Here is a 22,909-nt window from a genome sequence, read left to right on the forward strand (position 1 = left end):
CAATTTTTAACCCTGGATTGATAATTCGCCGCAATCCGAACAGAAAAGGCCCCGTCCATGAGCAAGCTCGACCGCTACGACCTGAGCATCCTTGCCGAATTGCAGCGCGATGCGCGCATCTCCAACCAGGAGCTGGCCGAACGCATCGGCCTGTCGCCCTCGCCATGCTCGCGTCGGGTCAAGCAGCTCGAAGACGATGGCTATATCTCGCGCCAGGTGGCGCTGCTGGACCGCAAGAAGCTCGGCCTGAGCCTGACCGCCTATGTGCTGATCGGCATGGACCGGCACACCCCCGAGCGCTTCGAGACCTTCGAGGCGGCGATCCGCAACCTGCCGCAGGTACTCGAGTGCAGCCTGGTCACCGGGATGGACGCCGACTATCAGTTGAAGGTGGTGGTCGCGGACATGGACCACTATCAGAAACTGCTACTGGGCAGCCTGACCCGGATTGAAGGCGTGACCAGCGTGCGCTCGAGCTTCGTGCTCAACCAGGTGCTGGCGAGTACCGAGCTGCCCTTGACCCACCTGCGTTAACAGGGCTTGTCGGTGGGCGTATAATCGGCGGCTTGAGCCTGCCCGGAGCACACCGATGGATCCTGCAAAATTCGAAGAGTGGATGATGATCACCCTGGTCACCCTCCTGATCGGCTTCATGGGTTTCATCGTCTGGGACCTGGCGAAGAAATCCAAGGCGGGGCGCTTCGGCACGCTGATCCTGTTCGGCGTGCTGGGGCTGGGGGTGCTGGCCTTCATCATCAAGAGCGTGGTGGTGGGGATGCTTGAAGGGGTTTAGAGCTGCATAGGCCCCATCGCGGGCAAGCCCGCTCCTACAGTGATATGAGCTGCGCCCCCGTGGTTGGACACCCGTCCATCATCTGGGGCGCACAGGCTGTTGTAGGAGCGGGCTTGCCCGCGATGGCGTCGGCGCTGCGCTCAAAGCTTGGGCGCAACCTCGCGCCAGCAGCCCTGATCCAGCCCTTCCACGCTCCAGTCACCAATGCGCACGCGCACCAGGCGTAGGGTCGGCAAACCGACCGCGGCCGTCATGCGCCTGACCTGGCGATTACGCCCTTCGCGAATCACCAGCTCCAACCAACTGGTCGGCACGCTCTTGCGAAAACGCACCGGCGGATCTCGCGGCCACAGCTGCGGCTCCTCCAGCAAGCGAGCCTCGGCGGGCAGGGTCATGCCGTCATTGAGCTCGACCCCCTGGCGCAAGCGCTGCAACTGCTCCTCGTTCGGCTCCCCCTCCACCTGCACCCAGTAAGTCTTGGCCAGCTTGTGCTTGGGGTCGGCGATGCGTGCCTGCAAGCGACCGTCGTTGGTCAGCAGCAGCAAGCCTTCGCTGTCACGGTCCAGGCGGCCGGCGGGATAGATGCCGGGGATATCGATGAAATCCTTGAGCGTCGCCCGCCCCTCGCCGTCGCTGAACTGCGTGAGCACGTCGAACGGCTTGTTGAACAGGATCAGGCGTGGCTCGGCCGGCGCCGGCTTGGGCTGGCGGTATGGGCCGGCAGGCCGCGCCGGAGGGCGGCGCGGCTTGGAACGGGGTGGCAGGGGCATGGATCCTCAGCGGAACGGCGGCTCATCGAAGCTGCGCAGTTTACGCGAGTGCAGCGAATTGAGCTCGGTGCGCAGCAGGTCGAGGGCGGCGATGCCGATCTTCAGGTGCTGGCTGACCGCCCGGTTGTAGAACGCGTTGGCCGAACCTGGCAGCTTGATCTCGCTGTGCAGCGGCTTGTCCGAGACACACAGCAAGGTGCCGTACGGCACCCGCAGACGGTAGCCCTGGGCCGCGATGGTGCCGCTCTCCATGTCGACCGCAACGGCGCGCGACAGGTTGATCAGCGGCCGCTCCTGGGCCCAGCGCAGCTCCCAGTTGCGGTCATCGTAGGTGAGCACGGTACCGGTGCGCAGGCGCTTCTTCAGCTCGTCGCCGCGCTCGCCGGTCACTTGCGCGGCGGCTTCCTGCAGCGCCAGCTGCACTTCGGCCAGGGCCGGGATCGGGATGTTCGGCGGCACCACCCGGTCGAGAATGCCGTCGCGGCGCATGTAGGCGTGGGCCAGCACGTAGTCGCCGATGGTCTGCGACTGCCGCAGGCCACCGCAGTGGCCGATCATCAGCCAGCAGTGCGGGCGCAGCACGGCGAGGTGGTCGGTGATGTTCTTGGCGTTGGACGGGCCGACGCCGATGTTGACCAGGGTCACGCCATCGCCATCGGCGGCGATCAGGTGGTACGCCGGCATCTGGAAGCGGTGCCATACCACGCTGGCCACCAGGGCCTGGGTCTCGCCGTCGTCCATGCCTTTTTCGATCACCACGTTGCCCGGCAGGACCATGCGCACGAAGCGCGGGTCGGCGCGCAGCAGCTCGAGGCCATGGCCGATGAACTGGTCGACGTAGCGGTGGTAGTTGGTCAGCAGGATCCACGGTTGCACATGGCGCCAGTCACTGCCGGTGTAGTGCACCAGGCGGCGCAGCGAAAAGTCCACCCGGGCGGCGTCGAACAGCGCCAGCGGCAGGTCCTCGGCCTTGCTCCAGTCCCACAGGCCATCGGCGATATCGTCGGTGGCGGCCGACAGGTCGGTGCTGGGGAACACCCGCGCCAGCGCGGCGGCGGTGATGCCGGTACCGGCCAGCTCGTCGCCCTGCTCGACCACGTAGGGGTAAGGGATGTTCTGTTCGCTGACGCCGACTTCCACGGTCACCGTGTAGTCGTGCATCAAGGGCCGCAGCTGCTCGAGCAGGTACGCCCGGAACGCGGCAGGCTGGGTGACGGTGACGCTGTAGGTGCCGGCGACCTGGACCTTGGCGTAGGCGCGGGTGGTCGCGGCGACTTCGCCGTGGCTGTAGTAGGTCAGGCGCAAGGCGGGGTAACGGTACAGCGCGCGCTCCTCGGCATCCGGTTCGGTGCGGTCCTTGAGGTAGCGCTTGAGGGCCTGGCTGAGGGCCCCGGTGGCCTGTTCATGCAAGGCCGCCAGACGGTCGACGGCCTGTTCGGGGGTATCAACGACTTCAAACGCTTGGCTCACGCTGGGCTTCCTGTCTTCTGACATGCATGGCTTCCATCTTGCCTACCTTCGCGGGCAATTACACCCCCATGCCACCGCATCGCCCTTTTCGCGGGTAAACCCGCTCCCACAGGGCCCCCAGTGACCTGAGGCTCACCGCGGCACCTCTCACAGGGTCCCCGGCGCCCTGAGGCTCACCGCTACACCTCTCACAGGGTCCCCGGCGCCCTGAGGCTCACCGCTACACCTGTGGGAGCGGGTTTACCCGCGAAGGCGTCGCCTCAGGCCGACCAGACTGGCATCGCCCGCGCCACCAACGCTTCGGCATCAATCCCTCGCGGCAACGCGCCGTACACCCGCCCGCCGCCATTCAGGCGGCTGCCAATGAACGCATCACTGACGAGCGCATCGCCCGCCTCCAGCAACAGCTTGGCCTGCACCGCCAGGGCAATGTCCTCGGTCAGTTGCCGCGCCCGGTACTGGATGTCCGCCGTGTCGGCAAACGCCCCTTTGAGCTTGCCGATATGTGCGGCCAGGCGCGGATCACCATGGCCGTCGCCCAGCTCGGCGAACAGCGCATCGAGCACCCCGGGTTCCTTGGACAAGGCCCGGAGCACATCCAGGCACTGCACATTGCCCGAGCCTTCCCACGTGGAGTTGACCGGCGCCTCTCGGTACAGCCGCGGCAGGATGCTGTCCTCGACATAGCCGGCGCCGCCCATGCACTCCGCCGCCTCGTTGATCATTGCCGGCGCGCGCTTGCAGATCCAGTACTTGCCCACCGCCGTCAGCAACCGGGCAAAATGCGCCTGCTGCGGGTCTTCGGGCTGGTCCAGCGCCTGGCCCATGCGCAGGCTCAGGGCCAGTGCCGCTTCGCTCTCCAGGGCCAGATCGGCGAGCACGTTCTGCATCAACGGCTGCTCACTCAACAGCCGGCCGCCGACCTTGCGGTGGGCGCAGTGGTGCGCGGCCTGGGTCAGCGCCTGGCGCATCAGCGCGCTGGAGCCGACCATGCAGTCGAAGCGGGTCATGCCGACCATTTCGATGATGGTCGGCACACCGCGCCCCTCCTCGCCGACCATCCACGCCAGGGCGCCGCGAAACTCCACTTCGCTGGACGCGTTGGAGCAATTGCCGAGCTTGTTCTTCAGGCGCTGGATGTAGAACTGGTTGCGGTTGTCATCCGGGCGGTGACGCGGCAGCAGAAAACAGCTGAGGCCCTTGTCGGTCTGCGCCAGAGTGAGGAAGGCATCGCACATCGGCGCCGAGCAGAACCACTTGTGGCCGACCAGCTCGTAGGCCTGGCCCGGCCCCGGCGCACCGACCGGATACGCACGCGTGGTATTGGCGCGCACATCGGTGCCGCCCTGCTTCTCGGTCATGGCCATGCCGAGCGTGACCCCGGCCTTGTGCTGGTCGCCGACATTGCGCGGGTCGTACTCGCGCACCAGCACCTTGGGCAGCCAGTACTGGGCCAGCTCGGGTTGCAGGCGCAGGGTCGGCACGGCCGCGAAGGTCATGGTCAACGGGCAACCACTGCCGGCCTCGGCCTGGGTGTGCAGGTAAGTCATGGAGGCGCGGGCGACGTGCGCGCCGGCACGCGGCTCGGTCCAGGGCAGCGACGGCAAGCCGTGCTCGACGGCGGTGCGCATCAGCTCATGGTAGGCCGGGTGAAACTCGACCAGGTCGATGCGGTGGCCGTAACGGTCGTGGCTGCTAAACGTCGGCTTGTGCGCATTGGCGAGAAACCCGGCCGCCATCAGCGGCCCGCCGGCCAGGGCACCGTAGGCATCGATCCGCGCCTCGGCCCAGCCCGCGCCGTAGCGCCGCGACCATTCCTGCAGGGGCTGGTCGAGGCGATAGAGGTTGGCGCCGTCCAGCGACGGCGGCTGGTTGGTCACCTCATGGGTTTCGGCGTACTGGTGCAGGTTCATTGCGGCGCTCCTGGATCCGTGCGGGCCTGAGACGTCCAGTGAAGCACCGCTCAGCGGTCAGTCAAAGTGACAAAAACGCCTATATCGCCGCCGGATCGGGACGCGCCCTGCTAGAACCTCGCCGCACGGCTCGGCGGCGCCTGGACTTGCGCCAGCGCCAGGTTGAGGGTCAGTTCGAAACGGCTGCCCAAGCCGGGCGTCGACTCGTGCGACAGCGTGCCCTCGATCAACTCACCCAACTGCCGGCAGATCGACAGGCCGATGCCCAGCCCGCCATAACGCCGGGTCATCGAGCCGTCGACCTGGAAGAAACGTTGATAGAGCACCGCCTGGTCGAGGTCCTCGAAGCCGATGCCGCTGTCACTGACGACAAAGGTCAGCGCCACACGGTCGGGCCGCACCCGGCGCCCGCGCACCTGAATCATCACCCCGCCCTGGTGGGTGAACTTGAGGCCGTTGTCGACCAGACAGGCCAGGCAGCGCATGAGTTTGTGCCCATCCCCCGACAACTGGTCAGGCAATTCGGCCGGGATATCCAGGCTCAGGTACAAGCCCTTGCTCAGGGCCTGCCCGGCAAACCCCGCCCGCAGGGCCTGCAGCTCATGCCTGAGGCTGAACGGCGCGACCTGGTTGCGCAGGCGCCCGGCCTGCAGCTCGGTGAGGATGAGGATATCGTCGACCATGGCCATCATGTCTTGCGCGGAGCCGGCGGCGGTCCGGTGGTACTGCGCGTGTTCGGCGTCCATGGGCAGGGTGTGCATCAGCTCCAGTGAACCGATCACGCCGTTCATCGGGGTGCGCAGTTCGTGGGTCACGGTGGCCAGGAACTCATCCTTGAGGCGGTTGCTGCGGGCCAGTTGCTGGTTCAGTTGCTCCAGCGTCCGGCCAGTGTCGCGCAGGGCCTCGGCCTGTTGCTCGCGCAGGCTGTTGATGCGGTCGGCCAGGGCCAGCGAAAGCAGCGCCACTTCCAGCGCCGAGCCGAGCTGGCTGGCGTACATGGTGATGAACACGTTGGGCAGGTAGCCCAGCACCATCAGCGTGTTGACCAGCCCGCCGAGCAGAAACGCCGACCAGGCAATGATGAACCAGCGCGCCACCCGCACCCCGCGCGACCAGGCATACAGCCCGGCGGTGAAGATGCTCACGGTGAACAGCAGCGCCAGCACCGTGGCCATGCGCAGGGCGATGCCGTAGCGCAGGGTCACCGCCAGGACCATCACCAGCGCACCGCCCAGCATCAAGACCTGCAACAGCCGGTCGAAGCCGGGGCTCAGCCGCCCCAGGCGCAGGAAGTGGCGGGCGAACTGGCAGCCGAACAAACCAGCGGCGCCGATGAACAGCGGCGTCGAGGCATTCGCCCACCACGGGCTGTCGGGCCAGAAATAGGCCACTCCGGCGCCGTTGACCGACACCTGGTACAGCCCGAACGAGGCAATGTAGAGGATGTAGTAGAGGTAGCTGACATCGCGCACGCTGAGGTAGATGAACAGGTTGTACACCAGCATCACCAGCAGCACGCCGTAGATCATCCCCAGCACATACAGGCGGGTCGGCTGGTCTTCCATGTAGGCATTCACCGACCACAAGGTCAGCGGCGCCTGCACCGACCCTTGGCTGTGCAGGCGCAGGTAGGCCGTGGTCGGCTGCCCGGGTTGCAGCGGTAATTCGAACAGGTAGTTGTTCTGCAGGATCTGCCGGCTGGCATAGGGCAAGGCGTCACCGGTGCGCTGGGCCAAGCGATAGCCGCCCTGTCCGTCGGCCAGGTACAGCTCGAGGTGGTCGAGCGGTGGGTAGGCCAGCTCCAGCAGCCACGGGCGGGGGGCGCCGCCGGTGGGGGCCAGGTAACGCAAGTCGATGCGCAGCCAGAACACCGAGTTGGAGTAGCCGGCATTGAGCACGTCGTCATGGTGCGACTGAAAACGCTTGGCGAATTCTGCCGAACTGACCTCGGCGATGCTGGCGTTGGCGCTGCGGTCCTCGAACACCTGCATGACCTTGCCCAACGGCAGGCGCCGGGTAGCGTCGTCGAAATCGACCGCTCCGGCGAGCACGGGCCAGCAGCCCAGAAGCAACATCAGCAAATAGCGCATACAGCCCCAGCCTGTCTGTCCGGTCGCGTCGCAGTGGCCTCCCATCCTTTTGAGACGACGTGATCCGGCAGAGCTCATTATCGAGTTATCCGTGCACTGTAGCATAGCCGTACGGCCCACCTGGCAGCTACTGGCATTTTAATGCAACAGCTCTATCCCGACACTTTCAGCGAGTAATCGAGACAGTTCCTGACCAATTGATCAACAAAATCACTGCGCCGGAAGCTTCGCGCAAATAGGTTTGGTGGTAAGCTCGCCGACCATGAATACCTACAGCTCCCGCCCCGTTGTCCTCTGTCTCTCCGGCCACGACCCCAGTGGCGGCGCCGGCCTGCAGGCAGATATCGAAGCCCTGATCGCTCAAGGCTGTCACGCCGCACCCGCCGTGACCGCCCTGACCGTACAGGATACCGTCAATGTGTCCGACTTCCGCGTGCTCGACCGCGAGTGGGTGCTGGCCCAGGCCAACGCCGTGCTCAGCGACTCGACGGTGGCCGCGGTCAAGCTGGGCATGCTCGGCTCGATCGAGATGGTCGACACCGTCGCCGAACTGCTCGCCGCCCACCCGCACTTGCCGCTGGTCTGCGACCCGGTATTGCGCGCCGGGGGCGGTGGCCGCCTGGGCAAGGACGAAGTCGGCTATGCCGTGCGTGAACGCCTGCTGCCCTTGGCCACCATCGCCACGCCGAACCTGCCCGAAGCGCGCATCCTCGCCGAACTGCCGGACGGCACTGCCGACGAATGCGCCGACAAGCTCCTGGCCTTCTGTAGACACCTGCTGATCACCGGCGGTCACGGCGACGAAGAGCAGATCCACAACCGCCTGTACAGCCGCGACGGCACCAGCCAGACCTGGACCTGCCAGCGCCTGCCGGGCAGCTACCATGGCTCGGGTTGCACCTTGGCCAGCGCCCTGGCCGGTCGCCTGGCCCTCGGCGAGCAGCTGCAAAGCGCCGTGCGCAGCGCCCTCGACTACACCTGGCGGACCCTGCGTGACGCCGAACAACTGGGCCGCGGCCAGTTCGTCCCACGCCGGCTGCCGCTGGACTTCTGCTCCTGATTGACGCACACGAGGCCTGAAATGAAGCTACGCGGTCTGTACGCGATCACCGACAGCCAGCTGCTTGCCGGCCGTTTCCTGTCGCATGTCGAAGCGGCCCTGGAAGGCGGCGTGCGCCTTCTGCAATACCGCGACAAAAGCACCGATGAGGCCCAGCGCCTGCGCGAGGCCGAGGCGCTCAAGCGCCTGTGCGAGCGTTATGGCACCGCGCTGATCATCAACGACGACGCCGAGCTGGCCGCGCGCCTGGGTGTCGGCGTCCACCTGGGCCAGACCGATGGCCCGCTGACCCCGGCACGGGCCCTGCTCGGCCGCGGCGCGATCATCGGCTCGACCTGCCATGCGCAGCTCGAGCTGGCCCAGCAGGCCGCCGCCGAAGGCGCCAGCTACATCGCCTTTGGCCGCTTCTTCAACTCCGTCACCAAGCCCGGCGCGCCGGCTGCCAGCGTCGAACTGCTGGAACAGGCCCGCGCCCAGGTGAAGCTGCCGATCGCCGTGATCGGCGGCATCACCCTCGACAACGCCGCCCCGCTGGTCGCCCATGGCGCCGACCTGCTGGCGGTGATCCACGGCCTGTTTGGCGCCGACGATGCGCGTGAAGTCACCCGCCGCGCACGCGCCTTCAATGCCCTGTTCGCTTCCTGAATTCGAGAGAAACCCCATGTCCCGTTCCGAACTGCTGTTTGCCCAAGCCCAGAAGCACATCCCCGGTGGCGTCAACTCGCCCGTGCGCGCCTTCAAGAGCGTGGGTGGCACCCCGCTGTTCTTCAAGCACGCCGAAGGCGCCTACGTCATCGATGAAGACGACAAGCGCTACGTCGACTACGTCGGCTCGTGGGGGCCGATGATCCTCGGCCACAGCCACCCAGAGGTGCTGGCCTCGGTGCGCAAGCAGCTGGAGCACGGCCTGTCCTACGGCGCGCCGACCGCGATGGAAACCGAGATGGCCGACCTGGTCTGCTCGCTGGTGCCGTCGATGGAAATGGTCCGTATGGTCAGCTCCGGTACCGAAGCGACCATGAGCGCCATTCGCCTGGCCCGTGGCTACACCGGCCGTGACGCCATCATCAAGTTCGAAGGCTGCTACCACGGCCACTCCGACAGCCTGCTGGTCAAGGCCGGCTCGGGCCTGCTGACCCAGGGCGTGCCGAGCTCGGCGGGCGTGCCGGCGGACTTCGCCAAGCACACCCTGACCCTGCCGTTCAACGACATCGCCGCGGTCGAGAAGACCCTGGCCGACGTCGGCAAGACCGTCGCCTGCATCATCGTCGAACCGGTGGCCGGCAACATGAACTGCGTACCGCCGGCGCCGGGCTTCCTCGAAGGCCTGCGCGAGCAGTGCGACAAACATGGCGTGGTGCTGATCTTCGACGAAGTGATGACCGGTTTCCGTGTATCGCTCGGCGGCGCCCAGGGTTACTACGGCATCACCCCTGACCTGTCGACCTTCGGCAAGATCGTCGGCGGCGGCATGCCGGTCGGCTGCTTTGGCGGCAAGCGCGCGATCATGGAATGCATCGCCCCGCTCGGCCCGGTCTACCAGGCCGGTACCCTGTCGGGTAACCCGCTGGCCATGGCCGCCGGCCTGACCACCCTCAAGCTGATCAGCCGACCGGGCTTCCACGACGAGCTGAGCGCCTTCACCAGCAACCTGCTCGATGGCCTGCAACAGCGCGCCGATGCCGCTGGCGTGCCGTTCGTCACCACCCAGGCGGGGGCCATGTTCGGCCTGTACTTCAGCGGTGCCGACGATATCGTCACCTTCGAAGACGTGATGGCCAGCGACCTGGAGCGCTTCAAGCGCTTCTTCCACCTGATGCTGGAAGGCGGCGTGTACCTGGCGCCAAGCGCCTACGAGGCGGGCTTCACCTCCATCGTGCACGGTGATACCGAGCTGAAGATCACCCTGGATGCGGCTGAGCGGGCGTTTGCCAAGCTCAAGTAATCCCCGCCTGTGTCGGCCCTTTCGCGAGTTTGCCCCGCGAAAGGGCCAGTGCTGGCCACACGTGATCAGAATTTCGAGTAAAACTTTGTAAGGTTGGCGCTGCTTATCCCATAATGTGCCACCAGAGACATCGGTCGCAGCTTTGCAGAGGTAAGTCGATCCCCATGAACCGCACCGGCCGCGCCCTGACCCTGGGCTGCCTGTTGCTTCTTCAGCCCCTGCTGGCCTCGGCGGAGGGCGGTAACTCGTTGCTCATTCCTGCGACGGGCCGCTGCACTCTCAACGTTCAGCCAGAAGACCTGCAGAACGCCCTCAAGGTGTGCGAGCAAACGGCTGAGTCCGGGGATGCCCAGGCGCAGTACGAGCTGGGTGAGTTCTTCTATACCGAGGGTGGTGAACAGTCGCCGCGCAACCTCGACAAAGCCCTCAACTGGTTCCAGAAAGCCTCGCTGCAGGGCCACGCCCAGGCGCAATACCGCCTCGGTTCGATGTTCTTCCACGGTGAAGGGGTCAAGGCCAACAACGTGCAGGCCTACATCCTGCTGAAGATGGCCGCGGTCAACGGCGCCGAAGACGCCCTCGACCTGGCCGACGAAGTCACCGAGCAGATGCCCCGCGACGAACTCGAGCACGCCACCCAGGTGCTCGGCCAGATCTTCCGCAAATACCTCCTCGAGCTGCAGAACGCCGAGGGCCGCAGCCCCTTCGCGCCGCTGCCCTGACCCTTACTTGTCGGGCATTGGCATCGGGAACGGCATCACGTTGCCGGTGATCTTGGCCTCGCTGATCTTCGCCGTACCCAGGCGCTCCACCTCATCGATACGCACGATCGAATGCATCGGCACGAAACTGCGGATGACGCCCTCGAACTGCGCCTTGAGCTTCTCTTCGCTGGGGTCGACGACCATTTGCGTGCGCTCGCCGAACACGAACTCCTCGATCTCGAGGAACCCCCACAGATCGCTCTGGAAGATCTGCTTGGCGTACATTTCGAAGACCTGCCCCTGATTGAGGAAGATCACTTTGTAGATGGCGGGTTCGCGTTTGCTCATGATCGGCGTTGGGCACATACGGTTGAAAATGGCCCGCATCATAGCAGAGCCCGCCGCCCGGTGATTCCTGTGCCAGCGGCCTTGCGTCGGCAATAGGTCGTAGAGCACCGGACGCTGCGGCGACCCTTGATCGTTTCAGTGCTTTCGCCACTGCCGATCAGGGGTTATTCTTGAGTTCACCTCTATTGCCGGCGAGCGGCCTAAAACCACCTTGAACGCACCCATACAACCCCATCGTTTCATCCTCGAACCTTTCGAGGCCCACCGTTTCGCCAACTTGTGCGGCCAGTTCGACGAGCACCTGCGCCTGATCGAGCAACGCCTGGCCATCGAGATCCGCAACCGCGGCAACCAGTTCGAACTGGTCGGCGATCCCAAGGCCACCTCCGCCGCTGAACAGCTGCTGCGCCGTCTCTATCGCGAGACCAAGGCCCTCGAGCTGTCGCCGGAAACGGTCCATCTCTACCTGCAGGAGTCGGCCGTCGAGCACATCGACAACCCGGCGGTGAACGAGGTCAGCGTCTCGCTGCGCACGCGCAAGGGCAACATTCGCCCGCGCGGGCTCAACCAGCAGCGCTATGTAAAAGAGATCCTGGCCAACGACATCAACTTCGGCGTTGGCCCAGCGGGTACCGGCAAGACCTACCTGGCCGTGGCCTGCGCCGTCGATGCCCTGGAGCGTGAACAAGTGCGGCGCATCCTCCTGGTGCGCCCGGCGGTCGAGGCCGGCGAAAAGCTCGGCTTCCTGCCCGGCGACCTGGCGCAGAAGATCGACCCGTACCTGCGCCCGCTGTACGACGCCCTGTACGAAATGCTCGGCTTCGAACACGTGGCCAAGCTGATCGAGCGCCAGGTGATCGAGATCGCCCCGCTGGCCTACATGCGCGGTCGCACCCTGAACAACAGCTTCATCATCCTCGACGAAAGCCAGAACACCACCCTCGAGCAGATGAAGATGTTCCTCACCCGCATCGGCTTCGGCTCGACCGCGGTGATCACCGGTGACGTCACCCAGGTCGACCTGCCGCGCGGCACCAAGTCCGGGCTGGCCCACGTGGTCGAGGTGCTCAAGGACGTGCCGGGCATCAGCTTTACCCATTTCCAGCCCAAAGACGTCGTGCGCCACCCGCTGGTGCAGCGCATCGTCGAGGCCTACGACCGTTTCGAGGGCCGCCAGGCTCAAGCCGAGGCAGCCGCCCGCGATGCTTGAACTCGACCTGCAACGGGCCACGGACGCCGCCGCCCCTGATGATGCCGCCTTCCGCCGCTGGTGCGAACTGGCCCTGCGCCAGCGCACGGCCGACTCGGAAATGACCATTCGCCTGGTCGATGAAACCGAAGGGCGTGAGCTCAATCACACCTACCGTCATAAAGATTACGCAACCAATGTGTTGTCCTTCCCTGCCGACGTCCCCGACGAGCTGCTCGACATACCGCTGCTAGGCGACCTGGTGATCTGCGTGCCAGTGGTCGAGCGTGAAGCGGCCGAGCAAGGCAAGGCGCTCGAAGCGCACTGGGCACACCTGGTCATCCATGGCTGCCTGCACCTGCTCGGCTACGACCACATCGACGATGACGAAGCCGAAGAGATGGAAGCCCTGGAACGAACATTGCTGGCAGAACTGGGTCATCCGGACCCATACGCCGACGACGAACTCCCCCACACCGATATCTGCAAGGACCACGAGTAACCGCCATGAGCGAAGACCGATCGAGCAACGGGCAAAAGTCCTGGCTGGGTAAACTGACCCAGGCTTTTGCCCATGAGCCGAAAAACCGCCAGGAGCTCCTCGAGCTGCTGCGCGAAGCCCATCAGAACAAGCTGCTCGACAGCGAAGCGCTGACCATCGTCGAAGGCGCCATCCAGGTCGCTGACCTGCAGGTGCGCGACATCATGGTGCCGCGCTCGCAGATGATCAGCATCAAGGCCAGCCAGTCGCCTCGCGAGTTCCTGCCGTCGGTGATCGACGCGGCGCACTCGCGCTATCCGGTGATCGGCGAAAGCCACGATGATGTGCTCGGGATCCTGCTGGCCAAGGACCTGCTGCCGTTGATCCTCAAGGAGAACGGCGACAGCTTCAACATCAAGGACCTGCTGCGGCCGGCCACCTTCGTGCCCGAATCCAAGCGGCTCAACGTGCTGCTGCGCGAGTTCCGCGCCAACCATAACCACATGGCCGTGGTCATCGACGAATACGGTGGCGTGGCGGGCCTGGTGACCATCGAAGACGTGCTCGAGCAGATCGTCGGCGACATCGAAGACGAACACGATGTCGAAGAAGACAGCTACATCAAACCGCTGCCCAGCGGCGACTTCCTGGTGAAGGCCCTGACGCCGATCGAGAACTTCAACGAGTTCTTCGACAGCACCTTCTCCGACGATGAGTTCGACACCGTTGGCGGCCTGGTGATGAGTGCCTTCGGCCACCTGCCCAAGCGCAACGAAACCACCGAGATCGGCGCCTACCGGTTCCGTATTCTCAACGCCGACAGCCGGCGTGTGCACCTGCTGCGCCTGACCCCGATCACCCGTTAAGGAAAACCATGCGCTGGATCACCCGCCCCGGCTGGCCCGGTAACCTGCTGGCCATGGCGGCCGGCGCGTCTACCCTGCTGGCCCTGTCGCCTTTTGACTTCTGGCCGCTGGCCCTGCTGGCCGTAGGCCTGTTCTACGCCGGCCTGCGCGAGCTGAGCCCGCGCCAGGCCATGGGCCGTGGCTGGTGCTTCGGCTTTGGCCTGTACGGCGCCGGCACCAGCTGGATCTACGTCAGCATGAACACCTACGGCGGCGCCTCGCCGCTGCTGGCGATCGTGCTGCTGCTCGCGTTCTTCGCGGCGATCGCCTGGTTCTTCGCCCTCCCCGCCTGGCTCTGGGCGCGCTGGCTGCGGCGCAACGAGGCGCCGCTGGCCGACGCCTTGTGCTTCGCCGCGCTGTGGCTGCTGCAGGAGGCCTTCCGCGGTTGGTTCCTGACCGGTTTCCCGTGGCTTTACTCGGGCTACAGCCAGCTCGACGGACCATTGGCCGGCCTCGCCCCGCTGGGTGGCGTGTGGCTGATTTCGTTTGCCCTGGCGCTGAGCGCTGCACTGCTGTGCAACCTGCACCGCTTGCGGGCCCGGCCGTCGTTCATGGCCATCGGCGCAGTGCTGCTGGTGGCGCCGTGGATCCTCGGCATGGCCCTGAAAAACCACGCCTGGACCCGCCCGGCCGGCGACCCGCTGACCGTCGCGGCGGTGCAGGGCAACGTCGCCCAGGACCTGAAATGGGACCCGGACCACGTCAACGCGCAGCTGGCGCTGTACCGCGACATGAGCTTCAGCTCCAAGCCGGTCGACCTGCTGATCTGGCCGGAGACCGCGGTGCCGGTGCTCAAGGAACAGGCCCAGGGCTACCTGAACATGATGGGCGGGTTCGCCGCGGAGCGGCATTCGGCGATGATCACCGGGGTGCCGGTGCGCGAAGTGGTGCACGGGCAACGGCGCTACTACAACGGCATCACCGTGACCGGTGAAGGCGATGGCACCTACCTCAAGCAGAAGCTGGTGCCGTTCGGTGAGTACGTGCCGCTGCAGGACATGCTGCGTGGCGCGATCGAGTTCTTCAACCTGCCGATGTCGGACTTTGCCCGCGGCCCCGAAGACCAGCCGCTGCTGCAGGCCAAGGGTTATCAGATTGCCCCGTACATCTGCTACGAGGTGGTCTATCCGGAGTTTGCCGCCAGCCTGGCGGCGCGCAGCGACCTGCTCCTGACCATCAGCAACGACACCTGGTTCGGCACTTCGATCGGCCCCCTGCAGCACCTGCAGATGGCCCAGATGCGCGCACTGGAGGCTGGCCGCTGGATGATCCGTGCGACCAACAACGGCATTACTGCGCTGATCGATCCGTTTGGTCGGATCACCACGCAGATCCCGCAGTTCCAGCAGGCGATCCTGTATGGGGAAGTCGTGCCGATGCAGCAACTGACGCCTTATCTGCAGTGGCGCTCGTGGCCGCTGGCGATTGTCTGTGCGCTGCTGATGGGCTGGGCGTTGCTGGCCGGGCGTATCGCCAAGACCGTTTAGGATCATTGGGCTGCTGCGCAGCCCATCGCGACACAAGGCCGCTCCCACAGGGTAGGCGCAAGGCTTGAAACCTGCGCTGAGCCTGTGGGAGCGGCCTTGTGTCGCGATGGGCCGCGAAGCGGCCCCAAGTGCCACGGCTCAGTAGAACAGACGGTACCCCACCAGCCCCGCGACTTCATTGAGCAACTGCCCGCTCTGCCAGATCGCCCGGTTATCCGGCAGGAGCCCAGCGAACGGCCGGCCGTGATCCTGCCCGAGGAACCCCACCGGCCCCGGCACCACTTCAAACCCGGCCTGCTCGAAGCTCCAGCGCGAACGCTGCATATGCCAGGCCTGGGTCACCACCACCACACGGCGAATCCCCAGCGGCTGCAACACTGCGGCGCTCATCTGGGCATTTTCCCAGGTGGTGCGGCTGCCCTCCTCCTGCCACTTGACCACCACACCGAAGTCATCGCGCAGGCGGTCGGCCATCAACCGCGCCTCACTCGGCGGGGTACCGTAGTGCAAGCCACCACTGGTCAGCACCGGTAACCCGGACGCCTTGGCCAACTGCGCCGCAAAGCGCATGCGCTCCAGCGCCGTGCCGGTGGGTTGATCCTGGCCGCCCCAGGCCAGGTCGCCCCGTTCGCGACCCGCGCCAAGCACCACGATCGCATCCGCCCGCCCCGCCAGGCCTGACCACGCCTGCACGCTCAACGGCGGCTCGGTTTCCAGCTGCCGCGCGACCTGCTCGACCACCAGCGGCAGGCTCATCAGCCAGAAGCCACCCAGCCCCGCGACAAAACAGGCCAGGGCCAGGCGCGGGCGGCGCTTGCGCAGCCACCAGGCACCGAGCAACAGCAACAAGAGCAGCCCCGGTGGCATCAGCCATTGCTTGATGAAGTATCGAATAGGCACTGCGCACACCTCCTGTGAAGGCGTGCAGCCTAAAAGGATCGGCGCCGGGCAACAAGTCTGCAGCCGGCGCCTGTCGTGGGATGTGTTGGAATAGAACCGGCGCGTGACGATCTGCGCCTGAATCCTGAACAGCTATCGCAAGGGCAGCGTCCTGGATCTCGCCGGGGTGGCGGTGCGTTTCTTGTCCTTCAGCCAGACGATCTTGGCGCTCGCCTGCTCAGGCTGCTGGGGGGCAGCGGCGCAGGCGTTGCGGCGTTCCGGGAGGGATTCCAGGTACGCCTTGATCACTTCGAACTCTGCATGGCTAAGGCCGCGCAACTCCAGTTCGGCTGGCATCTCGTCGCGCAATCTGACCGACGTCCTGGCGATTTCGAGTGCCAGGCCCAGACGGTCGATCAGGCGTTCGTATAGCTCCGGTTTGGTTGCGGGTAGCTGCGACTCTCCCATCCGTTCACCTCATTGAAGATAACGATATCTCCCCCACACCTGAGCTTAGCGGCACTGCAAAAAGCAGACGAGCGCTGCGACAAACGGCCCGCGGGGCGCCTGGGCGCAATAGGGTTTCCCACGATGCGCGGCGCTCATGTATGCTACGGCGTTCACTCTTACCGACGCCGGAGTGCCGGACGCAGCGAGGTTCCGCTGCCGGGAACAAGGTCTCTTCTCTCTCAGCCAAAAGTAGCCATGCACGAACAATACACGCCCCGTGACATAGAAGCCGCCGCCCAGAAATCCTGGGACGAGCAACAATCGTTCGCTGTTACCGAACAGCCAGGCAAAGACACTTTCTATTGCCTATCGATGTTCCCGTACCCGAGCGGCAAGCTACACATGGGCCACGTGCGCAACTACACCATCGGCGACGTGATTGCCCGCTACCAGCGCATGCTCGGTAAAAACGTCCTGCAGCCCATGGGTTGGGATGCCTTCGGCATGCCGGCAGAAAACGCGGCGATGAAAAACAACGTCGCCCCGGCCAAGTGGACCTACGAAAACATCGACTACATGAAGACCCAGCTCAAGAGCCTGGGCCTGGCCATCGACTGGTCGCGTGAAGTCACCACCTGCAAGCCGGACTACTACCGCTGGGAACAGTGGCTGTTCACCCGCCTGTTCGAAAAAGGCGTGATCTACCGCAAGAACGGTACCGTCAACTGGGACCCGGCCGACCAGACCGTGCTGGCCAACGAACAGGTCATCGACGGCCGTGGCTGGCGTTCGGGCGCGCTCATCGAGAAGCGCGAAATCCCGATGTACTACTTCCGCATCACCGACTACGCCGACGAGCTGCTGGAAAGCCTCGACGAGCTGCCGGGCTGGCCTGAGCAGGTCAAGACCATGCAGCGCAACTGGATCGGCAAGTCGCGCGGCATGGAAGTGCAGTTCCCGTACGACCAGGCCAGCATCGGTCATGAAGGCGCACTGAAAGTCTTCACCACCCGTCCTGACACCCTGATGGGCGCTACCTATGTCGCGGTGGCCGCCGAGCACCCGCTGGCCACGCAGGCCGCCGAAGGCAACCCTGCGCTGCAGGCGTTCATCGATGCGTGCAAGGGCGGCAGCGTTGCCGAGGCCGACATGGCCACCCAAGAGAAGCAGGGCATGCCCACGCCCCTGTTCGTCGAGCACCCACTGACCGGTGAGAAACTGCCGGTATGGGTCGCCAACTACGTGCTGATGCACTACGGCGACGGTGCGGTCATGGCCGTGCCGGCCCACGACGAGCGCGACTTCGAGTTCGCCCACAAGTACAACCTGCCGATCAAGGCCGTGGTACGTACCAGTGCTGGCGATGACGTCGGCAGCGAATGGCAGGCCGCCTACGGCGAGCATGGCCAACTGATCAACTCCGGCGAGTTCGACGGCCTGGACTTCCAGGGTGCCTTCGACGCCATCGAAGCCGCACTGATCCGCAAGGAACTCGGCAAGTCGCGCACCCAGTTCCGCCTGCGCGACTGGGGCATCAGCCGTCAGCGTTACTGGGGCTGCCCGATCCCGATCATCCACTGCCCATCGTGCGGTGACGTGCCGGTACCGGAAGACCAACTGCCGGTGAAGCTGCCAGAGAACGTCGTGCCGGACGGCGCCGGTTCGCCGCTGGCGCGGCTGCCCGAGTTCTATGAATGCACCTGCCCGAAATGCGGCACCGCGGCCAAGCGCGAAACCGACACCATGGACACCTTCGTCGAGTCGTCCTGGTACTTCGCCCGCTACGCCTCGCCTAACTACGACCAGGGCCTGGTCGACCCGAAAGCGGCCAACTACTGGCTGCCGGTCGATCAGTACATCGGTGGTATCGAACACGCCATCCTGCACCTGCTGTACGCGCGCTTCTTCCACAAGCTGATGCGCGACGAAGGCCTGGTCACCTCCAACGAGCCGTTCAAGAACCTGCTGACCCAGGGCATGGTCGTTGCCGAGACCTACTACCGCGTTGCCAGCAATGGCGGCAAGGACTGGTTCAACCCGGCCGATGTCGAGCTCGAGCGTGACGCCAAGGCCAAGGTCATCAGCGCCCGCCTGAAGACCGACGGCCTGCCGGTGGAAATCGGCGGCACCGAGAAGATGTCCAAGTCGAAGAACAACGGCGTCGACCCGCAGTCGATGATCGATGCCTACGGCGCCGACACCTGCCGCCTGTTCATGATGTTCGCCTCGCCGCCCGACATGAGCCTGGAATGGTCCGACTCTGGCGTCGAGGGTGCCAGCCGCTTCCTGCGTCGCGTCTGGCGCCTGACCCAGGCCCACGTCAGCCAGGGCCTGCCGGGCGCACTGGACATCGCTGCGCTGGATGACGGGCAAAAGGTCATCCGTCGCGCCATTCACGCCGCGATCAAGCAAGCCAGCAGCGATGTCGGCCTGCACCACAAGTTCAACACCGCCATTGCCCAGGTGATGACCGTGATGAACGTGCTGGAAAAAGCCCCGCAGGCCACCGCACAAGACCGTGCGCTGCTTCAGGAAGGCCTGGAAGCGGTCACCCTGCTGCTGGCACCGATCACCCCGCACATCAGCCATGCGCTGTGGAACGAACTGGGCCATGCCCAGCCGGTGATCGACGCCAGCTGGCCGAGCGTTGACGACAGCGCCCTGGTGCAAGACACCGTGACGCTGGTGGTACAGGTCAACGGCAAGCTGCGTGGCCAGGTCGAAATGCCGGCCGCCGCCAGCCGCGAAGAAGTCGAGGCCGCTGCCCGCAGCAACGACAACGTGCTGCGCTTCACCGACGGCCTGACCATTCGCAAGGTCATCGTGGTACCGGGCAAACTGGTCAACATCGTCGCCAACTGATGGCAACGCCCGCCCGCAGACACTGCGGGCGGGCGGAATCGGCCCACAAGGGAGCAACAACATGATCAAACGCAATTTGCTGGTAATGGGCCTGGCCGTCATGCTCAGCGCCTGCGGTTTCCAGTTGCGCGGTACCGGTACCAGCGAGCTGACCCTCAAGGAACTGGATCTCAGTGCACGCAACGCCTACGGCGAGACCGTGACCCAGCTGCGTCAGGTGCTGAAGAACAGTGGCGTCGACGTTCACCCGGGCGCGCCGTATCACCTGATCCTGACCAACGAGCAGGAATCCCAGCGCGCTGCCAGCTACAGCGGTGGCAATCGCTCGGTCGAATACGAGCTCACCACCGTGCTCGACTACAGCATCGTCGGCCTGAACGACGTGCCGCTGCTCAGCGACAAGCTCGAAGTGCGCAAGATCTACGTGCACGACGGCGACAACATCACCGGCTCCGACCAGCAAGCCGACCAGACCCGCCAAGAACTGCGCCGCGACCTGGTGCAAGGCATGGTCGTGCGCCTGCAGATGCTGACCCCGGCGCAGCTCGACGAGCTGCAGAGCAAGGCCGACCAGCGCGCCCAGGCAGAAGCCCAGGCCGCAGCCGCTGCCCAGCGCTACCGCGATGAGACCCCGCAGCAATCTCCTGTGGAAGTACCGGGCCAGTAAGCCCGTACGGGGCACCGCCCGGTGCCCCGACTCTTCTCATGAAGCTCGCCCCCGCCCAACTCAACAAGCACCTGCAAGGCGCTCTGGCACCGGTCTACGTGGTCAGCGGTGATGACCCGCTGCTCTGCCAGGAAGCCGCCGACGCCATTCGTGCGGCGGCCCGCCAGCAGGGCTTCGACGAACGCCAGGTGTTCAGTGCCGACGCCAACTTCGACTGGGGTACCCTGCTCCAGGCGGGTGCCAGCCTGTCGCTGTTCGCCCAGCGGCGCCTGCTCGAGCTGCGCTTGCCTTCCGGCAAGCCTGGCGACAAGGGCGCGGCCGCGCTGATCGAATACTGCAGCAGGCCTGCCGAAGACACGCTGTTGCTGATCAGCCTGCCCAAGCTCGATGGCAGCGCGCAGAAGACCAAGTGGGGCAAGGCGCTGGTCGAAGGCACGCACTGCCAGTTCATCCAGATCTGGCCGGTCGACGCCCAGCAGTTGCCGCAGTGGATCAACCAGCGCCTGGCGCAGGCCGGGCTGTCGGCCCAGCGTGACGCCGTCGACCTGATCGCCGCCCGCGTCGAAGGCAACCTGCTGGCCGCCGCCCAGGAGATCGAAAAGCTCAAGCTGCTCGCCGAAGGCAATCAGATCACCGTCGAGACGGTGCAGTCTGCGGTGGCCGACAGTGCCCGTTTCGATGTCTTCGGGCTGGTCGATGCGATCCTCAAGGGTGAAGCGGCGCATGCCCTGCGCATGCTCGAAGGGTTGCGCGGTGAGGGCGTCGAGCCGCCGGTCATTCTCTGGGCGCTGGCCCGCGAGCTGCGCCTGCTGGCGGGCATTGCCCTGCAGTTCAGCCAGGGCATACCGCTGGACAAGGCGTTCAGCCAGGCCAAGCCACCGGTGTGGGACAAGCGCCGACCGTTGGTCAGCAAGGCCCTGCAACGGCTCTCGGCGCAGCGTTGGGCGCAGTTGCTGCAGGATGCCCAGCGCATCGATGCGCAGATCAAGGGCCAGGCCGAGGGCTCACCCTGGACCAGCCTGGCGCGGTTGTCGCTGTTGATGGCCGGCCAGCGTTTGGCGTTGCCGTCGCAGTAAACCACTGATCGCCGGGGCCGCTGTGCGGCCCTTCGCGGGCAAGCCCGCTCCCACAGGGATTGCGCTTGGCGGCAGCAGACCTCTCATATATACAATCAATTGGCCCTTAGCCGGGCACGGCCTTACAGTGCGCCCCGTCACTCAGCACCCGGACGGGACTTCTCGCATGAGCAAAAAGCCGAAAAAACACGGCCCCAACAAGGCCAAGTCGATCATCGCCCAACCGTTGTTCCGCAGCCGCCAGGAACAACCCGACAAGGGCAAAGGCAGCTACCGCCGCGAAGCCTTCCAATCGAGAGATTGGGAGGCTTCTTACTTTTTGGCCGCATGAAAGCATCACACGCGCAGGCATGGTATGGTCGGCACCTGACCTGTAATTCCTGGATCTGTGCATGCTCTTCAGTCTGTTCCCACGCTGGCAACCCCGCCAGCTGATCGCCGCCTCCAGCCTCATTCTGCTCGTCGCCTGCGCGGAAAAACCCACCGCCGCCGACGCCCTGCCGCTGGCACCTGCCCAGCCCGCTCCGGTGGTGACCCTGCCCGGCAGCGCGACGGACGTCAGCACTGAAATCCAACCCGTGCAGACCTTCGCCCAATGGCAGGCGGGCTTCCGCCAGCAAGCCCTGCAAGCCGGCATCAGTGCCAGCCTGTTCGACCGCGCGTTCGTCGGCATCACCCCCGACATGGACGTGATCAAGGCCGACCGCAGCCAGCCTGAGTTCAGCCGCCCGGTGTGGGAATACCTCGACGGCGCCTTGTCGCCCGTGCGCGTGCGCAACGGCAAGCGGCTGCTCGGCGAAAACGCCGAACTGCTCTCGCGGCTCGAACAGCGCTATGGCGTCGACCGCCAGGTGCTGGTCTCGGTGTGGGGCATGGAAAGCAACTTCGGTCAGTTCCAGGGCAGCAAGTCGGTGATCCGTTCGCTGGCGACCCTGGCCTATGAAGGCCGCCGCCCGCAGTTCGCCCAGGACCAGTTGATCGCGGCGCTGCAGATCCTGCAGAACGGCGATATCCAGCCCGAGGCCATGCTCGGCTCGTGGGCCGGCGCGATGGGCCAGACCCAGTTCATCCCGACCACCTACAACACCCACGCGGTGGACTTCGACGGTGACGGCCGCCGCGACATCTGGAAGAGCACCGCCGACGCCCTCGCCTCGACCGCCCACTACCTGCAGAGCTCGGGCTGGAAGCGCGGCCAACCGTGGGGCTTCGAGGTCCGGGTGCCGGCCGGCTTCGACTACTGGATCGCCGACGGGGTACAGCGCAAGACGGTCAGCGAATGGCTGCAACTGGGCGTGCAACTGCCCAACGGCACGCAGTTGCCGGCAGGCAGCAATCAGCTGTCGGCGGCCCTGCTGTTGCCTGCCGGGGCCGGTGGCCCGGCGTTCCTGGTGCTGGATAACTTCCGCGCGATCCTCAAGTACAACAACTCGTCGTCCTATGCGCTGGCGGTGAGCCTGCTGGGTGATCGCTTCTCGGGCTGGGGCTTCATTGCCGGCAGTTGGCCCAAAGGCGACCTGCCGCTGAGCCGCAGCGAGCGCATCGAGCTGCAGAACCTGCTCAATGCCAGTGGCCATGAGGCGGGCAATGCCGACGGCATCATTGGCGCCAACACGCGCAAGGCGATCCGCAATGCCCAGCAGGCGCAGGGCATGCCGGCGGATGGTTATCCGACCCACAAGCTGCTGGATGGCTTGCGTCAGCGCTGATCCTGCCAGGGGCCGCTCTGCGGCCCATCGCGGGGCAAGCCCGCTCCCACAGGTTCTCGGTACGCCGGAATTCGGGGTCCAGTACAGATCCTGTGGGAGCGGGCTTGCCCC

Annotated in this window: 22 protein-coding genes; 15 read left to right on the forward strand and 7 right to left on the reverse strand. The window is 65.4% G+C overall.

Annotated features, from left to right (window positions below; translation table 11 throughout):
• Positions 1–57 precede the first annotated feature (57 nt).
• Together CCOS865_RS03630 and CCOS865_RS03635 are read left to right on the forward strand one after the other, a co-directional pair.
• Positions 58–534, forward strand: coding sequence for an Lrp/AsnC family transcriptional regulator (locus CCOS865_RS03630; protein WP_054905923.1), 477 nt, complete (start codon positions 58–60; stop codon positions 532–534).
• A gap of 55 nt (positions 535–589) precedes the next feature.
• Positions 590–793 (forward strand): DUF2788 domain-containing protein, encoded by a 204-nt coding sequence (locus CCOS865_RS03635; RefSeq protein ID WP_119138016.1) that lies wholly within the window; start codon positions 590–592, stop codon positions 791–793.
• Positions 794–933: 140 nt separating this feature from the next.
• Here CCOS865_RS03635 and CCOS865_RS03640 read toward each other — a convergent pair whose 3' ends face one another.
• From CCOS865_RS03640 to CCOS865_RS03655, 4 genes are all read right to left on the reverse strand, one after another.
• Positions 934–1,563 (reverse strand): pseudouridine synthase, encoded by a 630-nt coding sequence (locus CCOS865_RS03640; protein WP_119138018.1) that lies wholly within the window; start codon positions 1,561–1,563, stop codon positions 934–936.
• A 6-nt stretch (positions 1,564–1,569) separates the two neighbouring features.
• Positions 1,570–3,057: an AMP nucleosidase gene (gene amn / locus CCOS865_RS03645; RefSeq protein WP_167469005.1), complete on the reverse strand. Its 1,488-nt coding sequence runs from the start codon at positions 3,055–3,057 to the stop codon at positions 1,570–1,572.
• Between the two features lie 236 nt (positions 3,058–3,293).
• Positions 3,294–4,946, reverse strand: a complete 1,653-nt coding sequence (locus tag CCOS865_RS03650) for an acyl-CoA dehydrogenase family protein (RefSeq protein ID WP_119138022.1) — start codon at positions 4,944–4,946, stop codon at positions 3,294–3,296.
• A gap of 110 nt (positions 4,947–5,056) precedes the next feature.
• Complete coding sequence (locus tag CCOS865_RS03655; protein WP_119138024.1) at positions 5,057–7,036, reverse strand: sensor histidine kinase; 1,980 nt, start codon at positions 7,034–7,036, stop codon at positions 5,057–5,059.
• 262 nt (positions 7,037–7,298) lie between these two features.
• On the opposite strand from CCOS865_RS03655, the gene CCOS865_RS03660 reads away from it, so the two are divergent.
• From CCOS865_RS03660 to CCOS865_RS03675, 4 genes are all read left to right on the forward strand, one after another.
• Positions 7,299–8,096, forward strand: a complete 798-nt coding sequence (locus tag CCOS865_RS03660) for a hydroxymethylpyrimidine/phosphomethylpyrimidine kinase (protein WP_119138026.1) — start codon at positions 7,299–7,301, stop codon at positions 8,094–8,096.
• A gap of 21 nt (positions 8,097–8,117) precedes the next feature.
• Positions 8,118–8,741, forward strand: a complete 624-nt coding sequence (gene thiE, locus CCOS865_RS03665) for a thiamine phosphate synthase (protein WP_119138028.1) — start codon at positions 8,118–8,120, stop codon at positions 8,739–8,741.
• A gap of 16 nt (positions 8,742–8,757) precedes the next feature.
• The gene (gene hemL / locus CCOS865_RS03670) at positions 8,758–10,041 is read left to right on the forward strand and encodes a glutamate-1-semialdehyde 2,1-aminomutase (RefSeq protein ID WP_119138030.1); all 1,284 of its coding nucleotides are present in this window, start codon (positions 8,758–8,760) and stop codon (positions 10,039–10,041) included.
• Positions 10,042–10,205: 164 nt separating this feature from the next.
• The gene (locus CCOS865_RS03675) at positions 10,206–10,763 is read left to right on the forward strand and encodes a tetratricopeptide repeat protein (protein WP_119138032.1); all 558 of its coding nucleotides are present in this window, start codon (positions 10,206–10,208) and stop codon (positions 10,761–10,763) included.
• Between the two features lie 3 nt (positions 10,764–10,766).
• On the opposite strand, the gene CCOS865_RS03680 is transcribed toward CCOS865_RS03675, so the two are convergent.
• The gene (locus tag CCOS865_RS03680) at positions 10,767–11,093 is read right to left on the reverse strand and encodes a DUF1820 family protein (protein WP_119138239.1); all 327 of its coding nucleotides are present in this window, start codon (positions 11,091–11,093) and stop codon (positions 10,767–10,769) included.
• 211 nt (positions 11,094–11,304) lie between these two features.
• Here CCOS865_RS03680 and CCOS865_RS03685 point away from each other — a divergent pair, with 211 nt between their 5' ends.
• Genes CCOS865_RS03685 through lnt form a run of 4 tightly spaced genes read left to right on the forward strand, consistent with a single transcriptional unit; the run spans position 11,305 to position 15,155 of the window.
• Entirely contained in the window at positions 11,305–12,303 is a 999-nt protein-coding gene (locus CCOS865_RS03685) for a PhoH family protein (RefSeq protein ID WP_119138034.1), read from the forward strand.
• On the forward strand, positions 12,296–12,784 hold the full coding sequence (ybeY, locus tag CCOS865_RS03690; RefSeq protein WP_119138036.1) for an rRNA maturation RNase YbeY: 489 nt from the start codon (positions 12,296–12,298) through the stop codon (positions 12,782–12,784). Before CCOS865_RS03685 ends, ybeY begins: the two co-directional genes overlap by 8 nt.
• A 5-nt stretch (positions 12,785–12,789) precedes the next feature.
• Positions 12,790–13,629 (forward strand): HlyC/CorC family transporter, encoded by an 840-nt coding sequence (locus tag CCOS865_RS03695; RefSeq protein WP_119138038.1) that lies wholly within the window; start codon positions 12,790–12,792, stop codon positions 13,627–13,629.
• An 8-nt stretch (positions 13,630–13,637) separates the two neighbouring features.
• On the forward strand, positions 13,638–15,155 hold the full coding sequence (gene lnt / locus CCOS865_RS03700) for an apolipoprotein N-acyltransferase (protein ID WP_119138040.1): 1,518 nt from the start codon (positions 13,638–13,640) through the stop codon (positions 15,153–15,155).
• Between the two features lie 138 nt (positions 15,156–15,293).
• Here lnt and CCOS865_RS03705 read toward each other — a convergent pair whose 3' ends face one another.
• Complete coding sequence (locus tag CCOS865_RS03705) at positions 15,294–16,055, reverse strand: YdcF family protein (RefSeq protein WP_119138042.1); 762 nt, start codon at positions 16,053–16,055, stop codon at positions 15,294–15,296.
• Between the two features lie 132 nt (positions 16,056–16,187).
• A complete protein-coding gene (locus CCOS865_RS03710; RefSeq protein WP_119138044.1) occupies positions 16,188–16,502 on the reverse strand; it encodes a hypothetical protein in 315 nt (104 codons plus the stop codon).
• Positions 16,503–16,739: 237 nt separating this feature from the next.
• On the opposite strand from CCOS865_RS03710, the gene leuS reads away from it, so the two are divergent.
• The 5 genes from leuS to CCOS865_RS03735 all read left to right on the forward strand — a co-directional run bounded on the left by leuS (position 16,740) and on the right by CCOS865_RS03735 (position 22,798).
• Positions 16,740–19,346 (forward strand): leucine--tRNA ligase, encoded by a 2,607-nt coding sequence (gene leuS, locus CCOS865_RS03715; protein ID WP_119138046.1) that lies wholly within the window; start codon positions 16,740–16,742, stop codon positions 19,344–19,346.
• A gap of 61 nt (positions 19,347–19,407) precedes the next feature.
• Positions 19,408–20,013 carry an LPS-assembly lipoprotein LptE gene (locus CCOS865_RS03720; RefSeq protein ID WP_119138048.1) on the forward strand — a complete coding sequence of 202 codons (606 nt, stop codon included), beginning with the start codon at positions 19,408–19,410 and terminating at the stop codon, positions 20,011–20,013.
• Between the two features lie 38 nt (positions 20,014–20,051).
• Positions 20,052–21,089, forward strand: a complete 1,038-nt coding sequence (gene holA / locus CCOS865_RS03725) for a DNA polymerase III subunit delta (RefSeq protein WP_119138050.1) — start codon at positions 20,052–20,054, stop codon at positions 21,087–21,089.
• 166 nt (positions 21,090–21,255) lie between these two features.
• Positions 21,256–21,420: an alternative ribosome rescue factor ArfA gene (gene arfA, locus CCOS865_RS03730; protein ID WP_119138052.1), complete on the forward strand. Its 165-nt coding sequence runs from the start codon at positions 21,256–21,258 to the stop codon at positions 21,418–21,420.
• Positions 21,421–21,481: 61 nt separating this feature from the next.
• On the forward strand, positions 21,482–22,798 hold the full coding sequence (locus CCOS865_RS03735; protein WP_119138053.1) for a lytic murein transglycosylase: 1,317 nt from the start codon (positions 21,482–21,484) through the stop codon (positions 22,796–22,798).
• Positions 22,799–22,909: the final 111 nt, after the last annotated feature.

This window comes from Pseudomonas reidholzensis, from assembly GCF_900536025.1.
Classification (GTDB): Bacteria; Pseudomonadota; Gammaproteobacteria; order Pseudomonadales; family Pseudomonadaceae; genus Aquipseudomonas; species Aquipseudomonas reidholzensis.